Source organism: Paenibacillus paeoniae (genome assembly GCF_003388735.1).
GTDB lineage: Bacteria > Bacillota > Bacilli > Paenibacillales > Paenibacillaceae > Pristimantibacillus > Pristimantibacillus paeoniae.
The window spans coordinates 1-17,155 of sequence record NZ_QUBQ01000002.1 but is presented as its reverse complement, the minus strand read 5'-3'; the positions used below and the strand labels follow the sequence as shown (position 1 = coordinate 17,155).

Below are 17,155 nucleotides of genomic sequence, written 5' to 3'. Positions count from 1 at the left end.
AACGGAAGCGATGGGAGGAGGCACGGCATGGACATTTTCAAGCGAATATCGGAATATCAGGCAGAAGGTGAAAGATTGGCGTGGACTGGAAACTTCAAGGAATACATCGAGCTGCTGAGGAAGGATCCCACTCCGGCCATGACCGCACATTCACGCGTGTACGAGATGATCGAATCCTACGGTGTCGAGGAAGCTGGCGGTCGAAAGACATATAAGTTTTTCGAACAGGAGATCTTCGGTCTGGACCGGGCGGTAGAAAAGCTGGTGGAGGAATACTTCCACTCAGCCGCCCGCAGGCTGGATGTCCGCAAGCGGATCTTGCTGCTGATGGGGCCGGTCAGCGGAGGCAAGTCCACAATTGTTACGATGCTGAAGAAAGGACTCGAAAGTTTCTCCCGCACGCAGAAAGGCGCCGTTTATTCGATTAAAGGCTGTCCGATGCATGAGGACCCTCTGCATCTCATTCCCCATGAATTAAGACCGGAGATTGAGAAAGAGCTGAATGTTAGAATTGAAGGTAATCTGTGCCCATCGTGCCAGATGAGATTGAATACCGAATACGATGGTCAGATTGAAAGCGTCCTGGTGGAGCGTGTCTTTATTTCCGAGGATAATCGGGTAGGTATTGGGACCTTCAGTCCTTCCGATCCGAAGTCTCAGGATATTGCCGACTTGACCGGAAGCATCGACTTCTCGACGATTACCGAATTCGGGTCGGAGTCAGACCCGCGTGCCTATCGGTTTGATGGGGAGCTGAACAAAGCGAACCGGGGACTTATGGAGTTCCAGGAGATGTTGAAATGCGACGAGAAGTTTCTATGGAACTTGCTGTCGCTGACACAGGAGGGCAACTTCAAAGCAGGCAGGTTCGCGTTAATTAGCGCGGATGAGCTTATCGTGGCCCACACGAATGAAACGGAGTACAAATCATTTATTGCCAATAAGAAAAATGAAGCACTTCAGTCCAGAATGATCGTGATGCCGATCCCCTACAATCTGAAAGTATCGGAAGAAGAGAAGATTTATACGAAGCTCATCTCGCAGAGCGACATGCGACATATTCATATTGCACCACATGCTCTCCGTTCGGCAGCTATCTTCTCTATTCTGACTCGGCTAAAGGAAACGAAAAAGCAAGGCATGGATTTCGTCAAGAAGATGCGCATGTATGACGGTCAGGAAGTGGAAGGCTTCAAGGATGCCGATCTGAAGGAGATGCAGAACGAATATATAGAAGAAGGCATGTCGGGGATCGATCCCCGCTATGTGATCAACCGAATTTCGAGTGCGCTGATCAAGCAGGATATGCAGTGCATCAATGCGCTGGATGTGCTTCGCGCTCTCAAGGATGGACTTGACCAGCATCCGTCGATTACGAAAGAGGAGAGGGAGCGATACCTGAACTTCATCTCCATTGCACGCAAGGAATATGATGGGCTTGCGAAGAAGGAGATTCAGAAAGCATTCGTCTACTCCTTCGAGGAGTCGGCACGCACCTTATTCGAAAATTATCTGGACAATATTGAGGCGTATTGCAATTGGGCCAAGATCAAAGATCCGCTGACGGGAGAAGAGATGGACCCGGATGAGCGGCTGATGCGCTCTATCGAGGAGCAAATCGGCGTATCGGAAAATGCGAAGAAGGCGTTCCGCGAAGAAATTTTGATTCGGATATCGTCTTACTCCCGTAAGGGCAAAAAGTTCGACTTCACCAGTCACGAACGTCTAAGGGAGGCGGTAGAGAAGAAGCTCTTCACTGATTTGAAGGATATTGTGAAGATTACGACCTCAACGAAAACGCCGGACGAGAGTCAGCTCAAACGAATAAATGAAGTGACTAAACGACTGATTGACGAGCATTTGTATTGCTCGGTCTGTGCGAATGAATTGCTCCGATATGTAGGCAGCTTATTGAATCGATAAGAGCGGGAAGAGCCTTTGCCTCGTGGCGAAGGTTCTTCTTTTTTTCATTCCTTGCTGGTCGTAAGCGTTGACGCTTCGGCGGATATCGTTTATGATTTTATTATGCCTCATTATACCCATAGGGGTATGTTGTTTGCGATTGATTATTTTGCATTATTAATTCTAGAGTGTACATACCTAGTAGAGAAGGGGTGCGTCGATGAAGGAAATAATGCCGTATGAAGTGGAGCAGCTGCTCAGGCATAAGCCAGTCATTGTAGATGTCCGTGAGTTATCGGAATGGATGACGAACGGTCATATCCCGGGTGCAATCCACATCCCGCTCGGGCAATTGGAGGAGAGAGCAGCCGAGCTTGACCCGATCGCGGATATTATTGTGGTATGCAGAAGCGGGAATCGAAGCGAGGCTGCGTGCGAATGGCTTCAAGCCTCCGGTTATCGGTCATACAATATGAAAGGCGGCATGTCCTCCTGGTTCTGGAACAAAGATTATGGTCAATGAGCGCGATGGAGCAAGCGATATTTTTCGAAAAAAGATAGTGGGAAATTGCGGAATAGTCGATATATAATAGATATTAGACATTTTACTATAACCCTAAGGAGTCGTGTGCGCATTGATTAACGTAACTGCAGAACGTTGGAAGCAATTGGACTACACCGGAATTGGGGAGCAGGATTTGCAAGTGCTGAAAGATTGCAGACCGATATTCCAGCAGGTCGTGGAAGAGGTTGTGAATCGCTTTTATGATAAAATCGGCCAACAGCCGGAATTGCTGGCCATAATCTCACAAGTGAGTACGGTTGATAGATTGAAAGAAACACAAAGAGTATACTGGATGTCCTTGACTGAGGGTGTCATTGATTCCAGCTTTATAGATAACCGCATCAGAATTGGAGCTGTCCATTCCCGAATCGGATTAACGACGGACTGGTATCTTGGATCGTATATGACTTATCTGGATATCGCGACAGATGTATTGAAGCGTACCATGCCTGAACGCTGGCAGGTAGTAGTGCATGCGCTCTCGAAGATGTTCAATCTGGATTCCCAGTTCGTGCTGGAAGCTTATAATATGCATGAGCAGCAGCGGATTCAGGAATTGGCGGATTCCCGCTCGCATATGCTGACGACGGTAACCAGCGCTGTGCAAGAATTGGCAAGCTTAATGGTCGAATTGGATGAAGGGGCGCAGATGATTGCAGCTACCGCCATATCGACATCCCAGTCGCAGGACAAGACGCATACGCTTCTGGGAGAGTTGCGCCAAGAGCTGGACGGCATTCATGAGATGGGAAGCCTCATCAGAGGGTTGTCTGATCAGACTCACTTGCTGGGACTGAATGCGGCGATCGAGGCGGCAAGAGCCGGCGAGAACGGCAGAGGCTTCGAGGTCGTGGCGAACGAGGTTCGGAAGCTTGCCGCTTCCTCGCGCGGAGCTATGGAGGGCATTACGTCCAAGCTTGGAGAAATCGAGAAGAAGCTGCGCGAAGTGCGTCAAGAGTCGGAGCAGACCTCGGTGGAGGCTCGCAACCAGGCTGGACGTTCGCAGGAGCTTGCTTCCTTCGTTCAGATGGTCGAGAAAGTAACCAAGGATCTTCAGCAGTTGAATCATGCGGACCACGAATAATAGTAGGGGTTGAAAGGAGTACTCAGGTGAGTGCTCCTTTTTTTGCGAATTGAATGTAATATAAGTTGACACCAATTTATGGTTTTAGTATGATTATCCTAACATTAGAAGTAGTTGGTCACATTAATGTAAGGAAATATGACTTATTCATATCGAGATTAACGGATTTTCGGCTTTTTGATCAGCAGAATGCTTACATCCGCTATGAAGGAGGAGGTTGTCATGTCGACAGCCCAACAATCGCAATTCCCTTATTACGATGCTCAATCATTTTATGATGAGATGTTTGAGAAGGATTGCTCGATTAGGCCGCATTACCGTAATGTGCATCGCTTGTTCAATCGGCTGCAGCCAGCGGAGCTTGTACATCGGGAGCAAGCGATCCATAAACGGATGTTGGAGGAAGGCATCACCTTTACCATTAGCCATGAGTCCCAGCAAGATGCGCTGGAGAGGACAATTCCCTTCGATTATATTCCACGGGTTATTCCTCGTCACGAATGGGAACTCGTCGAGAGGGGAGTGCAGCAACGGACGAAAGCATTAAATGCCTTCCTTCACGATGTCTATCATACGGGACGCATCATCGCGGATGGTGTCATTCCGCGCAAGATGATCGTCTCCAATACGTATTTCCGTCCTGAGATGGCAGGGCTTCATGTTCCAGGAGGCGTCTATATAACGGCTTCCGGCATCGATCTTATCCGTGATGAACATGGCGGCTATTATGTTCTGGAAGACAATCTTCGTTCTCCATCCGGCTTTTCCTATCTCTTCAAAGGTCGTACGCTTATGAGCGAGTTGTTTCACGATCTCTATCTGTCCAGCTCGGTGCAGAGTGTGGATAGAAGCCTTAACTCCTTCTTGAGCTCTCTGCGCCAATTGTCGCCCAATGGCAATCGGGATCCGCTTATTGTGCTATTGACGCCAGGGGTTTACAATTCCGCTTATTACGAGCATGCTTTTTTGGCCCAGCAGATGGGCATTCATTTGGTTGAGGGAAGAGATTTGGTATATAAGGATCATAAAATTTATTTGCGTGAGATGCGCGGTTTGCGGCAAGTAGATGTGATCTATAGGCGTATTGACGATTATTATCTTGATCCGCTTTCCTTCCACCCGGATTCGCTGCTTGGCGTTCCAGGACTGATGAATGCTTACCGCGCCGGGAATGTCGCCATCGCCAACGCTCCGGGAACAGGGGTGGCAGATGACAAGGCGATCTATGCCTATGTCCCGGATATGATTCGATATTATTTGAATGAAGAGCCTATTCTGCATAATGTCCCTACTTATATCCTGACTCGCAAGGAAGAGATGGATTATGTGCTGGACCATCTGCATGAGCTGGTGGTCAAGGAAACGTCTTTGTCCGGCGGTTATGGGATGCTTATTGGTCCCACCGCTTCTGAGAAGGAACGAAAGGCTTTTGCTGAAGCGATCAAGAAGGAGCCTGGCCGATACATCGCTCAAAAAACGATGAAGCTGTCGCGTGCGCCTGTAATGGTGGACGGATTGATGACGCCAAGACATATAGATCTACGCGCATTCGCTTTGATGGGTGCTGACACTCATGTCATTCCCGGTGGATTGACGAGGGTGGCGATGCAGGAAGGATCGCTTGTTGTGAATTCCTCCCAAGGCGGCGGGGTAAAGGATACTTGGGTATTGAACCAATAAGCGAGGAGGGCTAATGATGCTGAGTCGAAATGCAGAAGCATTGTTTTGGATCGGGAGGTATATGGAGCGGGCCGAGAACCATGCCAGACTTATTGATGTGCATTATCATCTCCAACTGGATAAGGATACGAGAGCAGGAGAAGGTGAGCTGGATTCACTCCATCGATGGGTGAGAATTGTAGATGCCCTCGGCAGCCGCGAAGCTTATGAAGCACAATACGGCTCCTATACGGAAGAGAATGTGCTTCATTATACGACGCTGGATCGTGATCATCCCAATTCGCTAATCACATGCGTGAGCCATGCCCGCAACAATGTCCGCTCGCTGAGGGAACGGTTGCCTAGCGAGCTGTGGGACGCTGCCAACGGTTTTTATTTGTGGCTGCGGGAGAAGCGCCCCGAGGAATTGCTGCATGAATCGCCGCATATGTTCTACGGCCGAGTGAAGGAATGGACGGGATTATTTCTCGGAATCAGCCACTCCGTCATGCCGCGTGAGAACGAATGGCATTTTATCGAATGCGGAAGGTATCTGGAGCGGGGGGAGAACACGCTGCGTATTATTCGGTCGGCGATTCAAACAGCTGCGTGTGAGGGATGGGATCAAGCTGGTGCTTATCCGTTCCTTCAAGCTGTTCTCCGCTCGGTGGGCGGGTATCAGCCTTTCCGCCGTCAATATGCGGATGGACTGTCGGTCGAGGCAATTATGGAATTTGTTATTTTGAATCAGACGTTTCCTCGGTCGCTGCAGTATGCACTGAACCTGTTGAATGAACATTTGAGAGGGATCGAGCTGCAAGACAAGACGCTGCGTCTGGAGCACGAGCGCATGATTCGTCAAGTCAGAAAGGTAAGAGCCGATATGGCATGTATGGAACGCGACGATCTTACCATCGATTCCGAAGGGATGATTCTGACTCATTGGCTGAAGGCTTGTCAGCAGCTAGGGCTTGCATTTGCCAAAACCTTTTTTCGAATGGGGGAAGCCAGTGCATGAAGCTCAGCATCACTCACTCCACTCAATACGATTACGAGGAAGCTGTGACGGACAGTGTCAATGAGATCAGGCTAACGCCCAGCACGAATGAGCGGCAGTCCTGCTATCACCAGTCTATAACAGTGGAGCCCAATGCGCCGCTTCTAAGTTATGAGGATTATTTCGGCAATCGGGTGCATGTCTTCTCTGTTAATCAGCCACATCAGCGCCTGGCTATTAAGACTTCTATGACGGTTGTAACGAAAGGCGCGCCTACCGCTTCAGACCGCGAGCGATATGCAAGCCGCCAATTGCCTGAACAGGAGTGGCAGTGGCTTCTTTCGGATGAAGCAACGAACCGGTTCGCCGAGTTTCTGCTCGATACGGACTATACATCCGTGACGACGGAGGTCGAGGATTTTGCTGGCGGACTGCTAGGGCTTGACGGAGCCTTTGCTTCTTCCGTTCATCTATTCGATTGGCTGACAGCACTGAGCGATTCCATCAGAGAACAATTCACCTATGACCCGGGAGCCACCACGGTAAATACGACAACTTCTGAGATTTTCGCTGGAAAAAGAGGCGTGTGCCAGGACTTTGCCCATCTGATGATTGCCTGCGCACGCTCGGTTGGAATCCCTGCTCGTTATGTGAGCGGTTATCACTTTGTAGGAGATCTGCAGGGAGGGTTCGCTGACTTTGTGCAAGCTTCCCATGCGTGGGTAGAAGCTTATGTTCCCGCGTTAGGCTGGTGCAGCTTCGATCCAACTAATCGAGATCCGGTTGGCGAACGATATGTGAAGCTAGGTCATGGACGCGATTATAAGGATATCGTTCCGGTGAAGGGGGTATATCGCGGCACGGGCGCACAGACGCTCAAGGTAGCAGTGGATGTATGGCAGTCGGAGGAATGAGGCTCGAATATGTATATTTAAGTAGCCTTCGTACATGTTAAAAGCATATACGGAGGTGCTTGAAGATGAGAATGCCTATCAGAACATCGCTATCCATAGTTATTTTGAGCAGTGCGTTAGTTTTAGGGGGCGGCTGCGGGAATGAACCTGATGATTACACGAATCGCGAACGGAATGTGAAGCAGAATGCGATCAAGCCGCTTAATCGGATCACGTCCGATGGCAAGGCTACGCCGGATGATGGAGCTAGAGCTCCGATTGCTGAGACGAATCCAAAGCAGAACCGAATTAACCATGATCAGCTCGCCCATATTGCAGAAAGCGTGCCGGGAGTCGAAAGCGCCATTGCTGTAATGAATGACACCGATGTGCTGGTAGGACTCCAGATTGAAAACATTGGCAAGCGAAAAATGATTGAAAAGCAAGTAACGTCCGCTCTGAACTGGCAGTATCCGGAGTATCGGTATCATATTACGGCCAACGATGAGCTTCGCGAGCGTATCCGTTCAGTTAGCGCAAGGGTGCAGAATGGATATCATGCACAGATGCTGAATCAGGATATCGGCATCTTGGCAGATACCATTGATGTGTCCTCCATTCGTCATTAATTAGTGATAAAAGAGAAGCCTTCAAGGCCGCGAATCGCGAACCTTGAAGGCTTCTGCCTATAATGGCTAGTTATACGCGATCACGATCGCGGCTTCTCATGCCGGCAAGTCCGAACAAACCAAGCAGGCCAAGCCAGCCCCAGCTAAATCCGCGGTTGGCAGTCGTTGTTGTGTTCGCTGTCGCTCTATAATTCGTGCGGTTCATGTTTGCGTTGTTGCGATTATACGTATTATTATTTGTATTGTAGGCATTGTAATCACGAGCGCCAAGCGCACGGTTTACACCATTCTCCATTCCGGTTGCCGTACGGTTTACACCGTTCTCTACACCTGTAATGGCTCGGTTCATACCGTTCTCCACGCCGGTGATAGCGCGGTTTACGCCATTCCCTACATTAGTTGTAGCGCGGTTAACATTATTCGTTACGGAATTGCCATTGGGATAAGCTGTAGGCGTCGGAGCTACTGACAGGGTGCCATTGGGTTCAACCATGGCGGCGCGGTTAGCGTCGGCGGAAGGAACAGTGAAGATCATTGTGAAGCATGCGAACATAATGGCGAATAATCCTGCTTTTTTCATTTGCTTTGAACATCCCTTTCTCTAATGAATTAGCTTTCCGGCTTATGTTCCGCCGCAACGCTATTTCATATGCAGGCCTTTGGCTAGATCAGGGATGGTAAGTAACGGGGGACGCTGTTAGATGAACTTTCTGCTCGTTTTTTTACCGTCACAGCTAAATACTAATTTCTTATCCTCGACGATCGTTTCCAGATGTACGTTTTTCCCCCAAAGCTGAACGACATAAGGAAGAGTTCGCTCCACGTATTTCAGATCAAGCTCTGTTCCTTCATATTGATGAATTAGATACAATTCCCCAACGCGATTGAAGTCGCCATCTTTTACGAACAAGCTGGGAAACCCGCCGTTCACCTTGGAGTACACGAGTTGATCCCGGATGTTCTCCCATGACTTGTCGGTAATTTTCCACTCCGGACCTTTTTTCTCGAAGATATACAAATCCAGATCGTTAACCAGCTCCTTGGTTAAGTAATTGCGGAGGAAGGAGATGTCGGAATCGAACTCCCTAACTTCGAATATTTTTTCCCGTCCGCTGCCTGGTACACGTCCGAAGCGGGTTTGCTCTTCTTTGGTCGGATTGTCCCAGCGGCGTTCAATATCCTCGAAGATCTTCAAACCCAAATAATAGGGATTCAGACTATGGCGGGATGGGACGACTACGGAAGAGTTCAGCTTGGCGAATTCAATCGTTTCGTCGCTTGTCAGATCCATCTCGCGAATAATTCGTTGATGCCAATACGAAGCCCAGCCTTCATTCATGATTTTCGTCTCGATCTGCGGCCAAAAATAAAGCATTTCATCGCGCAGCATCGTTAATATATCTCGCTGCCAGCCTTCGAGGATAGTGGAGTATTCCTCGATAAACCAGACTAAATCCTTCTCCGGTCTCGGCGGGAACCGCTTGGCTTCTGTTGCGGCTTCGTCAGCTTGGGCACGAGCCTCCGCTACCGCCTCTGTATCCAAATTCCACAAATCCTCATACGCGACTGGCTGGATTTGTACACTGGCTGCTCGTTCCTGCTCTTTCTGGCTCATTTCGATATAACGTTTCTTATCCAGCTGATACGGTTTAATTAAGGTAGGATCTACATGCTCTTGGATGGCGAGGATGGCGTCGATGAACTTCTCGACAGCTTCGGAGCCGTATTGCAGTTCATATTGGTGTATCCGATCGGCTGTGGCCGACATGCTCTCCACCATATTGCGGTTGGTTACGCTGAATCGGGCGTTATTTTTGAAAAAATCACAGTGGGCCAAGACGTGTGCAACGATCAGTTTGTTCTGAATCAGGGAGTTGCCATCGAGCAGAAAAGCGTAACAAGGATTGGAATTGATGACAAGCTCGTAAATTTTGCTAAGTCCAAAATCATATTGCATCTTCATTTTGTTGAACGTTTTGCCGAAGCTCCAATGGCCGAAGCGAGTAGGCATGCCATACGCGCCGAACGTATAGATAATGTCCGCGGGGCAGATCTCGTAACGCATCTGGTAGAAATCCAGGCCGAAGCCCTGTGCGATCTCCGTTATCTCGTCGATGGCTCGCTCCAACTCGCGAATCTCATCCTGATTCATCTCTCATCCCTCCAGGTGGGTAAATAAAACACGGTTCATACCATATGTATGAACCGTGAAGGGCGGTTATGAGGACGACGGTGGACGTTATTTCACTCCTCTGCATGAGGGCGGACGGCTATTTGTTCCTGTCGCTGTTTTTCATATCATACATAGAGTGATCCGCATCGGTAATGAGTTCCCGCAGCGTGGAGCCCCCGCCTTGCTTGGAGCTCATGCCGACGCTGGCATAGATATGAACGAGCTGTTCATCAATGAAGTACGGCTGCTTCAGCGAGAGCTTGATCTTGTCTGCGACGACAGCCAGATCGTTGTTGTCGGCTAGATGCTGAAAGCAGATGAGGAATTCATCGCCCCCATAACGAATAAGCACGTCGGACTTTCGCACGCTCGTCCGGAGCCTGGAGGCTATCTCCTGTAGTAAGGCGTCGCCCGTGTCATGACCGTACCGGTCGTTCACTTCCTTGAAATCATCAATATCGATAAAGAGGACGCTATAAAGCTTATCCGTACCGTTATTGCACAGGTGAGCAAGGTATCTGCGATTATATAAGCCGGTGAGGCTATCTGTTAAGCTGGCATTCTCCAGTTCAATCATATATCCAAGAAGGGAGGACAAGGACTGCAGCGATTCCCGCTCGGCTGTAGACAGCTCGATTGGGGACTTGTCCAGCAGGCAGATGGAGCCGATTAAGGCCGATGTTTCCGCCTTATAGATGGAGACCGTGACCATCGCGCAATCCGTGGTAAAGGGGATAAAGGAAGAACCGGAAATGCGGCCATCGTCCAGTACACTAGGAACACTATGGAATTCAATCGTTTGTTGATGTGGCTGAGTGCTTGTCAGGATGGGTATGGACATTCCGTGCCGTGCAAGCTGTTCGCCGCGATTGTAGACGCCAATGACACGATTGGACATGGCTCCGTCATTCGCAGTTACGCAGATTGTATTGACATTGGAGATATGCTTCAACGTACTTATCATTTCTGCTGCGGCATCTTCGATTGAGCGAATGTGGCTGCCCATGATCTCAACTCCTGCCATATTATGGGGTCTATAGTCCTTGTTATTAGCGGCTTTTATAGTTCTATAGTAGTCTAAATGATGGTTGTCCTCAACCATTTTAGGAGCAAAGTAGGAATTTACCCCTAGAATATGGAATTAGTATCCCTTGCCCCAACATACAGGATAGATTCATGCCATTTTTGAACGATAGGCTTTATAATACATGTATATGGAAACTAAATAGGACATCATGGGATGGTGCCGGAGAGGACACTTTAGTAATGAGAACTGTATTTTCTTATTTGAATCGTTACCGGGCGGCGGCTATCGTCGCCCTTGCACTCATGCTGATTGAACTTCTTATTGAGTTGTTCCAGCCCTATATTATGGCAAAAATGATTGATGAAGGCATTCAAATGCGCGATACGGAAGTGGTTTTCCTATGGGGCGGCATCTTGCTGCTTTGCTCCGTATTGGCGTTTGCCGTTGGAATCTTAAGCTCCTTCTATGCCGCTCACGTCAGCCAGAGCTTCGGATATGACCTTCGAGAGAAGCTATATGAGAAGATCCAGTCTTTTTCTTTTGCCAACTTCAATAGCTTTCCCGAATCTTCCTTAATTACAAGACTGACGAACGACATCACACAATTGCAAAATACGGTATTTATGGGGCTGCGCATTATGCTGCGAGCTCCGCTCTTTATTGTGGGAAGCATCATTATGGCGTTTGTAGTTAACCCGAAGCTTGCTCTATGGTTCGCTGGCGCGATCCCGTTCCTGGCTGTCTTTTTGTTGTTGGTCATGAAGCGGGGCGAGAAGCTGTTCCGATCGGTCCAGCAAAAGCTTGATCGGGTCAACGCCATTATTCAGCAGAACTTGATTGGAATGCGGTTGATCCGTGTATTTGTGCGCATGAAGCATGAGCGTGGCCGATTCGATAAGTCCAGTGGGGAACTCATGGATCGGACTGTTGCGGCACTTCGGCTGACAGAGATGACGATGCCCGTCATTTTGCTTGTCATGAACGCAGGCATTATTGCCGTGCTGTGGTTCGGAAGGGTGCAATTGGACGCTGGAAGCGCGACGGTAGGCGAGATTGTAGCGATCGTCAACTATGCGACCAGAACGGTGGGCGTCTTTTCTCTGGTCTCCATGATTGTCGTGAATTTCTCCAGGGCCAGAGCATCTTCAGAACGGATCGAAGAGGTGTTGGTAACGGATTCCGCGCTTGCGGATGGAAAAGCTTCTCCTTCATCGTCCGATATAAAGGGAGGTCTCTCGTTCCAGAACGTTACCTTTCGATACCCTGACTCGGAAGAAGCGATATTGAGCGGGATTTCATTCCGCGCAATTCCTGGGGAGACGCTGGCAATTATGGGCGCAACAGGCTCCGGCAAGTCATCGCTGCTGCAGCTAATCCCCCGATTTTACGATCTAACCGAAGGTGCCGTCTATGTTGACGGTCTTAGTCATAACGGGATGAAGCTGGAACGTCTGCGAAATTCAATCGGCTATGTGCCGCAGGACATTGTGCTGTTCTCCGGGACGGTAGCGGACAATATCCGTGTAGGCAAAAATGACGCTTCGATGGACGAGGTCATGGAAGCGGCCAGGCTGGCTCAAATCCATGAGACGATTATGCGTTTTCCGAATCAATACGATACGGTTATTGGCCAGATGGGCGTCAATCTGTCTGGCGGACAGAAACAAAGGCTGACCATTGCAAGGGCGCTTGTGCGGAGACCTGTTATTCTATTGTTGGATGATTGTACGAGCGCGCTGGATGTCCGAACGGAAGCTGCACTGCTGGAAGCGCTCAAGGCGATGAGCTGTACGACCCTGCTTGTGACGCAGAAGGTCAGCTCGACCGCAAATGCGGACCGGATCCTGCTGCTTGACGACGGAAGGCTTCTGGCCAGTGGGACGCATGAGGAAATGCAGCGAAAGTCCGGTCTTTATATGAAGATTTGTCTGTCTCAATCCGGAAAGGCGGGTGCAGCCCATGCTTAAGCAATTAAGGGATCCGTTCCGCTATGAACCTCCGGAATCACTGGGTCGAGGGCGAGGCGAGGGGAAGACGGGCAAAAAACGTCCCTCTAAGGCAAAAGATACTACAGGCACGCTCAAGCGACTTTGGCGTTATTTGGCCCATCATCGCATCAGGATGTCGGCTGTTTTCGTAATGATTGTGCTCAGCACGGTCCTATCGTTGCTTGGACCTTATTTGGCAGGGACGGCTATTGATCAATTTATAGAGAAGCGCAATTCAGGATTTATTCCTTTTCTTATTGGAATGGCTGTCGTGTATGGACTATATGCTTGTACGATGTGGCTGCAAAACATATGGATGATCGGGGTGGCACAGGAAACGGTGCGCGCGATGCGCCAGGATTTGTTCGCTCATCTGCATAAGCTGCCGATTCCGTTTTTTGCGAAACGCCAGCATGGTGAATTGATGAGTCGCGTAACAAACGATATCGAAAATGTCAGTTCGTCCTTGAACAGCTCATTCATCCAACTCGTGTCAAGCGTGCTTCTTCTAGTTGGCGTTGTCGGCGTTATGCTATCGCTAAGCCCGTTGCTGACGCTGCTTACCTTCATGGTGATTCCGCTTATGGTTATAGGTATGAAGTGGATTACGAACCGAACGAGCCGCTTATTCAAAGAACAGCAACGGAATCTTGGCGATTTGAACGGCTTTGTGGAGGAGACACTATCCGGTCAACGGATTATTAAAGCATTCTCTCGTGAAACCATCGTGATAGAAGCCTTTAATGAACGTAATAAAAGAATTCATTCCTCCGGATTTTGGGCGCAAGCGATCTCCGGCTTTATCCCTAAGCTGATGAATGGTTTGAATAATTTAAGCTTTGCGCTCATCGTTGGCGTGGGGTCTTTGCTAGTCATTCACGGTCATGGCGTTACGGTAGGCACGATATTGATTTTTGCTGAATTCTCACGACAGTTCACGCGTCCGCTTAATGATTTGGCGAATCAATGGAACACGATGCTGTCCGCTATGGCGGGAGCCGAGCGCGTATTTCACATTATAGATGAACCGATAGAAGCGGCAGATGAGCAGGAAGCGATAGCTTTGGGTACGATGAAGGGTCATGTGGCATTTCACAACGTTTCATTTGCCTATCAGGATGGACATCCCATCTTGCATCATATCAGCTTTGAAGCGACTCCCGGCGAGACGATAGCATTTGTTGGTCCGACAGGAGCGGGAAAATCAACAATTATCGGGCTATTATGCCGATTTTATGAGCCGTCATCTGGACTTATTCGGATGGACGGACGACCCGCCAGATCCATTCGACGCGATAATTTGCGTTCCCATATGGCTTTCGTGCTGCAGGATCCGTTCCTATTCGAAGGGACAATTCGCGAAAATATCCGTTACGGCAAGCTGGATGCTAGCGATGAAGAAGTAGAAGAAGCGGCGAAGCAAGCCAATGCTCATTCTTTTATTATGCGGCTGAAAGGCGGCTATGGAGCCAAGCTGAAGCCGGATGGCGGTGGTATTAGCCAAGGACAGAAACAGCTCATTGCCATAGCGCGGGCTATTCTGGCGGACCCGACGATTCTTGTGCTCGACGAGGCGACCAGCAGTATCGATACGGTTACAGAAATCAAAATCCAGGAGGCGCTCCAACGGTTAATGAAAGGGAGAACCAGCTTCGTTATTGCCCACAGGCTCAATACGATTCAGACGGCGGACCGGATCATTGTCCTGCAAGACGGGGAAGTAACGGAGAGCGGTACACATGATGAGCTGCTGCTTCAGGACGGATTTTACAGCAAGCTGGTCAATGGACAGGTTGTGCTGACGTAAGCTTGATCCATGAGCAAATGAAACGTTTTTCATATTGCACAGTATTAAGGGGTAGTACAAGCTTCAAGGAGGCTATGATATGGAACGAACCGATAAAGATGAAGGAGCCGAGACCCGCGAGGAACAAGCTCAAATGGAGGAGTCGCCCGCCGGGAAAGTGGAGGCTGAGCAGTTGCAAGAGACGGATATTCAGAAGTGGGCGGGGAAAATCGGTGATTACAATCAGCAAGAGAAGTATGTGCAGGAGGGATTCTGGGGCAAAGTGAAGCGATATGCAGCCAAGGTTCCATTTGCGAGAGAAGTGGTTACCTTGTATTATTGCGCTGCCGATCCGGCAACACCGATGAAGGCGAAAGCAACGGCCATTGGGGCGCTAGCCTATTGGATATTGCCAATCGATCTTATTCCGGATTTTGTTCCCGTTATTGGATTTGCCGATGATGCTACAGCCGTCCTGCTTGCTTATAAAGCGCTCAGCAGTCAAATTTCGGATGAGCATCGGGAGAAGGCGGAACAGTTTTTTGCCATCAATCGTGACTTTAAGGTCATTACGCGCCCGTAACCGGATGTTGGATTCCGGCAGTACGATTATACTATATTGAATGACGTCCTCGGCTGAGGAATTATAAGTCTTGGCCATAAAGGGCTGTGTGCCGGCAATGTAATCTGCTGGCTCACAGCCCTTTATGTTTTTCGTTCAAAACAAACTCCAGTCCATTTCCCTCGAAAGCGTCTCGAGTACATGCACGCCGGCGATGCTGTTGCCCTTTGGATTTAAGGAAGGTCCTATGACGCCAATGCCGTATCGTCCCGGTACCATAGTCAGAATGCCGCCAGCCACACCGCTCTTGGCCGGAAGTCCAACCTCAATGGCGAATTCGCCCGATGCGTTGTACATGCCGCATGTGACCATAAAGGTTTTGGCGATCTGAACGTAACGACGAGGGATCAGATTAACCCCTGTCAGGGGGTCAGTGCCGTTATAGGCAAGCACCAGAGCCATTCGCGCCAAGTCTGCACAGGTGACGCTGATGGAGCAATGGCGGAAGTATATATCCAGGACCTCGTTCACATTGCCCTTAAGCACGCCATTGTCTTTCAGGAAGTAAGCCATCGAACGGTTCAAATCCGCTGATTCGGCTTCCGAGCGATAAACGGCCATATCATAAGAAAGGGAGTCGTTCCGTGCCAGCTTTCGGAAAAATTGCAGCGTTCGCTCGGATTTTTCCTCAGAGGTGCCTCCGGCAATTAGGGATGAGATGGCGATCGCTCCTGCATTGATCAACGGATTGAAAGGGATGCCGGGCTGCACAAGCTCAAGCTTCAGCATGGAGTTGAAGTTGTCGCCTGTCGGCTCCATTCCCACTTTATCGAACACGACATCCTCGCCGTTGTCCATCAGCGCAAGAAGGAGGGTGAATACTTTCGATATGCTCTGCATGGTGAAGGTCAGCCCGGAGTCGCCTGCTGTGACGGAATGTCCTGCTTGGTCAATGATATGAATGCCCAGCGCTTCTTGCGGCGCTTTGGACAATTCGGGGATGTAGGAAGCGACCTTTCCTTCCAGGCAGAGCTCTTTGCTGGATGCCAGCCAAATCGGCAACTGTCTTTTCAGCAAATCAAGCTCCGATTCGTGGCTATGTGCTTGTGTCACGGGCCTCACTCCTCTAAGTACGCTATTTCAGAAAATGATAATGGATGCAGGATTGCAGGAACAACAGTAGTCTGTGCTGTAATCCCGACTTTTTTTACGAAACGGTTGAGATCACCACTGTTTTGTTGTCGGCATTCCTATACAACACTCCTTAGGATTCCAACTTCCCTCCATTATATCGCGCTAGTTCTTCCACGAATATAAGTGTTTTGCGAAACGCACTTTATTGAAGAAACACTATGGTGATTCATATAAGGCAGAAGCGGGTAAAGTTTTTTTATAAAAGTGCTTGACCAATTTGAATAGGCTATGGTATATTCTAATTCCGGCCGAGAAATACGGCGGGCGTCAACGAGAAGCTGAAAAAGATTTTAAAAAAAAGCTTGCACGATGACGAGATATATGATAGGATAAAAAACGTTGTCACTGAAATTGATTGTTCTTTGAAAACTGAACAACGAGCGAAACTGCCCTGTTAATTCTAAGGAATTAATAGATATAAGAAGAACTCACATTGGCCTTGGTTGATGTGAAGGACTTCGAAGCAACAACGTAATGAGCTTTCAAACTAACTTTTATGGAGAGTTTGATCCTGGCTCAGGACGAACGCTGGCGGCGTGCCTAATACATGCAAGTCGAGCGGACTTGAAGAAGTGCTTGCACTTCTGATAGTTAGCGGCGGACGGGTGAGTAACACGTAGGTAACCTGCCTGTAAGACTGGGATAACATTCGGAAACGAATGCTAATACCGGATACGCGAATTGGTCGCATGGCCG

14 protein-coding genes and 1 rRNA gene are annotated in these 17,155 nt (G+C 49.1%); 11 read left to right on the top strand and 4 right to left on the bottom strand.

What is annotated here, in order from left to right; genetic code table 11:
* Window positions 1-27 precede the first annotated feature (27 nt).
* The 7 genes from DX130_RS12525 to DX130_RS12495 all read left to right on the top strand — a co-directional run bounded on the left by DX130_RS12525 (window position 28) and on the right by DX130_RS12495 (window position 7,729).
* Complete coding sequence (locus tag DX130_RS12525; RefSeq protein WP_116045970.1) at window positions 28-1,923, top strand: PrkA family serine protein kinase; 1,896 nt, start codon at window positions 28-30, stop codon at window positions 1,921-1,923.
* A gap of 199 nt (window positions 1,924-2,122) precedes the next feature.
* The gene (locus DX130_RS12520; RefSeq protein ID WP_116045968.1) at window positions 2,123-2,425 is read left to right on the top strand and encodes a rhodanese-like domain-containing protein; all 303 of its coding nucleotides are present in this window, start codon (window positions 2,123-2,125) and stop codon (window positions 2,423-2,425) included.
* A 112-nt stretch (window positions 2,426-2,537) separates the two neighbouring features.
* A complete protein-coding gene (locus DX130_RS12515) occupies window positions 2,538-3,551 on the top strand; it encodes a globin-coupled sensor protein (RefSeq protein ID WP_116045966.1) in 1,014 nt (337 codons plus the stop codon).
* Window positions 3,552-3,773: 222 nt separating this feature from the next.
* Window positions 3,774-5,231 carry a circularly permuted type 2 ATP-grasp protein gene (locus tag DX130_RS12510; RefSeq protein ID WP_116045965.1) on the top strand — a complete coding sequence of 486 codons (1,458 nt, stop codon included), beginning with the start codon at window positions 3,774-3,776 and terminating at the stop codon, window positions 5,229-5,231.
* A 13-nt stretch (window positions 5,232-5,244) separates the two neighbouring features.
* Window positions 5,245-6,228 carry an alpha-E domain-containing protein gene (locus tag DX130_RS12505; RefSeq protein ID WP_338068638.1) on the top strand — a complete coding sequence of 328 codons (984 nt, stop codon included), beginning with the start codon at window positions 5,245-5,247 and terminating at the stop codon, window positions 6,226-6,228.
* Window positions 6,225-7,121: a transglutaminase family protein gene (locus tag DX130_RS12500; RefSeq protein WP_116045961.1), complete on the top strand. Its 897-nt coding sequence runs from the start codon at window positions 6,225-6,227 to the stop codon at window positions 7,119-7,121. Before DX130_RS12505 ends, DX130_RS12500 begins: the two co-directional genes overlap by 4 nt.
* A 65-nt stretch (window positions 7,122-7,186) precedes the next feature.
* The gene (locus tag DX130_RS12495; RefSeq protein WP_116045960.1) at window positions 7,187-7,729 is read left to right on the top strand and encodes a YhcN/YlaJ family sporulation lipoprotein; all 543 of its coding nucleotides are present in this window, start codon (window positions 7,187-7,189) and stop codon (window positions 7,727-7,729) included.
* A 70-nt stretch (window positions 7,730-7,799) separates the two neighbouring features.
* On the opposite strand, the gene DX130_RS12490 is transcribed toward DX130_RS12495, so the two are convergent.
* The 3 genes from DX130_RS12490 to DX130_RS12480 all read right to left on the bottom strand — a co-directional run bounded on the left by DX130_RS12490 (window position 7,800) and on the right by DX130_RS12480 (window position 10,908).
* Window positions 7,800-8,309 (bottom strand): WGxxGxxG family protein, encoded by a 510-nt coding sequence (locus DX130_RS12490; protein WP_116045958.1) that lies wholly within the window; start codon window positions 8,307-8,309, stop codon window positions 7,800-7,802.
* 117 nt (window positions 8,310-8,426) lie between these two features.
* Complete coding sequence (locus tag DX130_RS12485) at window positions 8,427-9,881, bottom strand: SpoVR family protein (protein ID WP_116045957.1); 1,455 nt, start codon at window positions 9,879-9,881, stop codon at window positions 8,427-8,429.
* A gap of 118 nt (window positions 9,882-9,999) precedes the next feature.
* Window positions 10,000-10,908 (bottom strand): GGDEF domain-containing protein, encoded by a 909-nt coding sequence (locus tag DX130_RS12480; RefSeq protein ID WP_165861262.1) that lies wholly within the window; start codon window positions 10,906-10,908, stop codon window positions 10,000-10,002.
* A gap of 260 nt (window positions 10,909-11,168) precedes the next feature.
* Between DX130_RS12480 and DX130_RS12475 the strand changes: the two genes are divergently transcribed.
* From DX130_RS12475 to DX130_RS12465, 3 genes are all read left to right on the top strand, one after another.
* Window positions 11,169-12,896: an ABC transporter ATP-binding protein gene (locus tag DX130_RS12475; protein WP_116045953.1), complete on the top strand. Its 1,728-nt coding sequence runs from the start codon at window positions 11,169-11,171 to the stop codon at window positions 12,894-12,896.
* Window positions 12,889-14,724 (top strand): ABC transporter ATP-binding protein, encoded by a 1,836-nt coding sequence (locus DX130_RS12470; RefSeq protein WP_116045952.1) that lies wholly within the window; start codon window positions 12,889-12,891, stop codon window positions 14,722-14,724. Before DX130_RS12475 ends, DX130_RS12470 begins: the two co-directional genes overlap by 8 nt.
* A 79-nt stretch (window positions 14,725-14,803) precedes the next feature.
* On the top strand, window positions 14,804-15,286 hold the full coding sequence (locus tag DX130_RS12465; RefSeq protein ID WP_240644484.1) for a YkvA family protein: 483 nt from the start codon (window positions 14,804-14,806) through the stop codon (window positions 15,284-15,286).
* Window positions 15,287-15,421: 135 nt separating this feature from the next.
* Here the strand turns inward: DX130_RS12465 and glsA are convergent, their stop codons facing one another.
* Window positions 15,422-16,378 carry a glutaminase A gene (gene glsA, locus DX130_RS12460; RefSeq protein WP_116045950.1) on the bottom strand — a complete coding sequence of 319 codons (957 nt, stop codon included), beginning with the start codon at window positions 16,376-16,378 and terminating at the stop codon, window positions 15,422-15,424.
* Window positions 16,379-16,952: 574 nt separating this feature from the next.
* Between glsA and DX130_RS12455 the strand changes: the two genes are divergently transcribed.
* Window positions 16,953-17,155: ribosomal RNA gene (locus tag DX130_RS12455) — 16S ribosomal RNA — on the top strand; the annotation flags it as partial.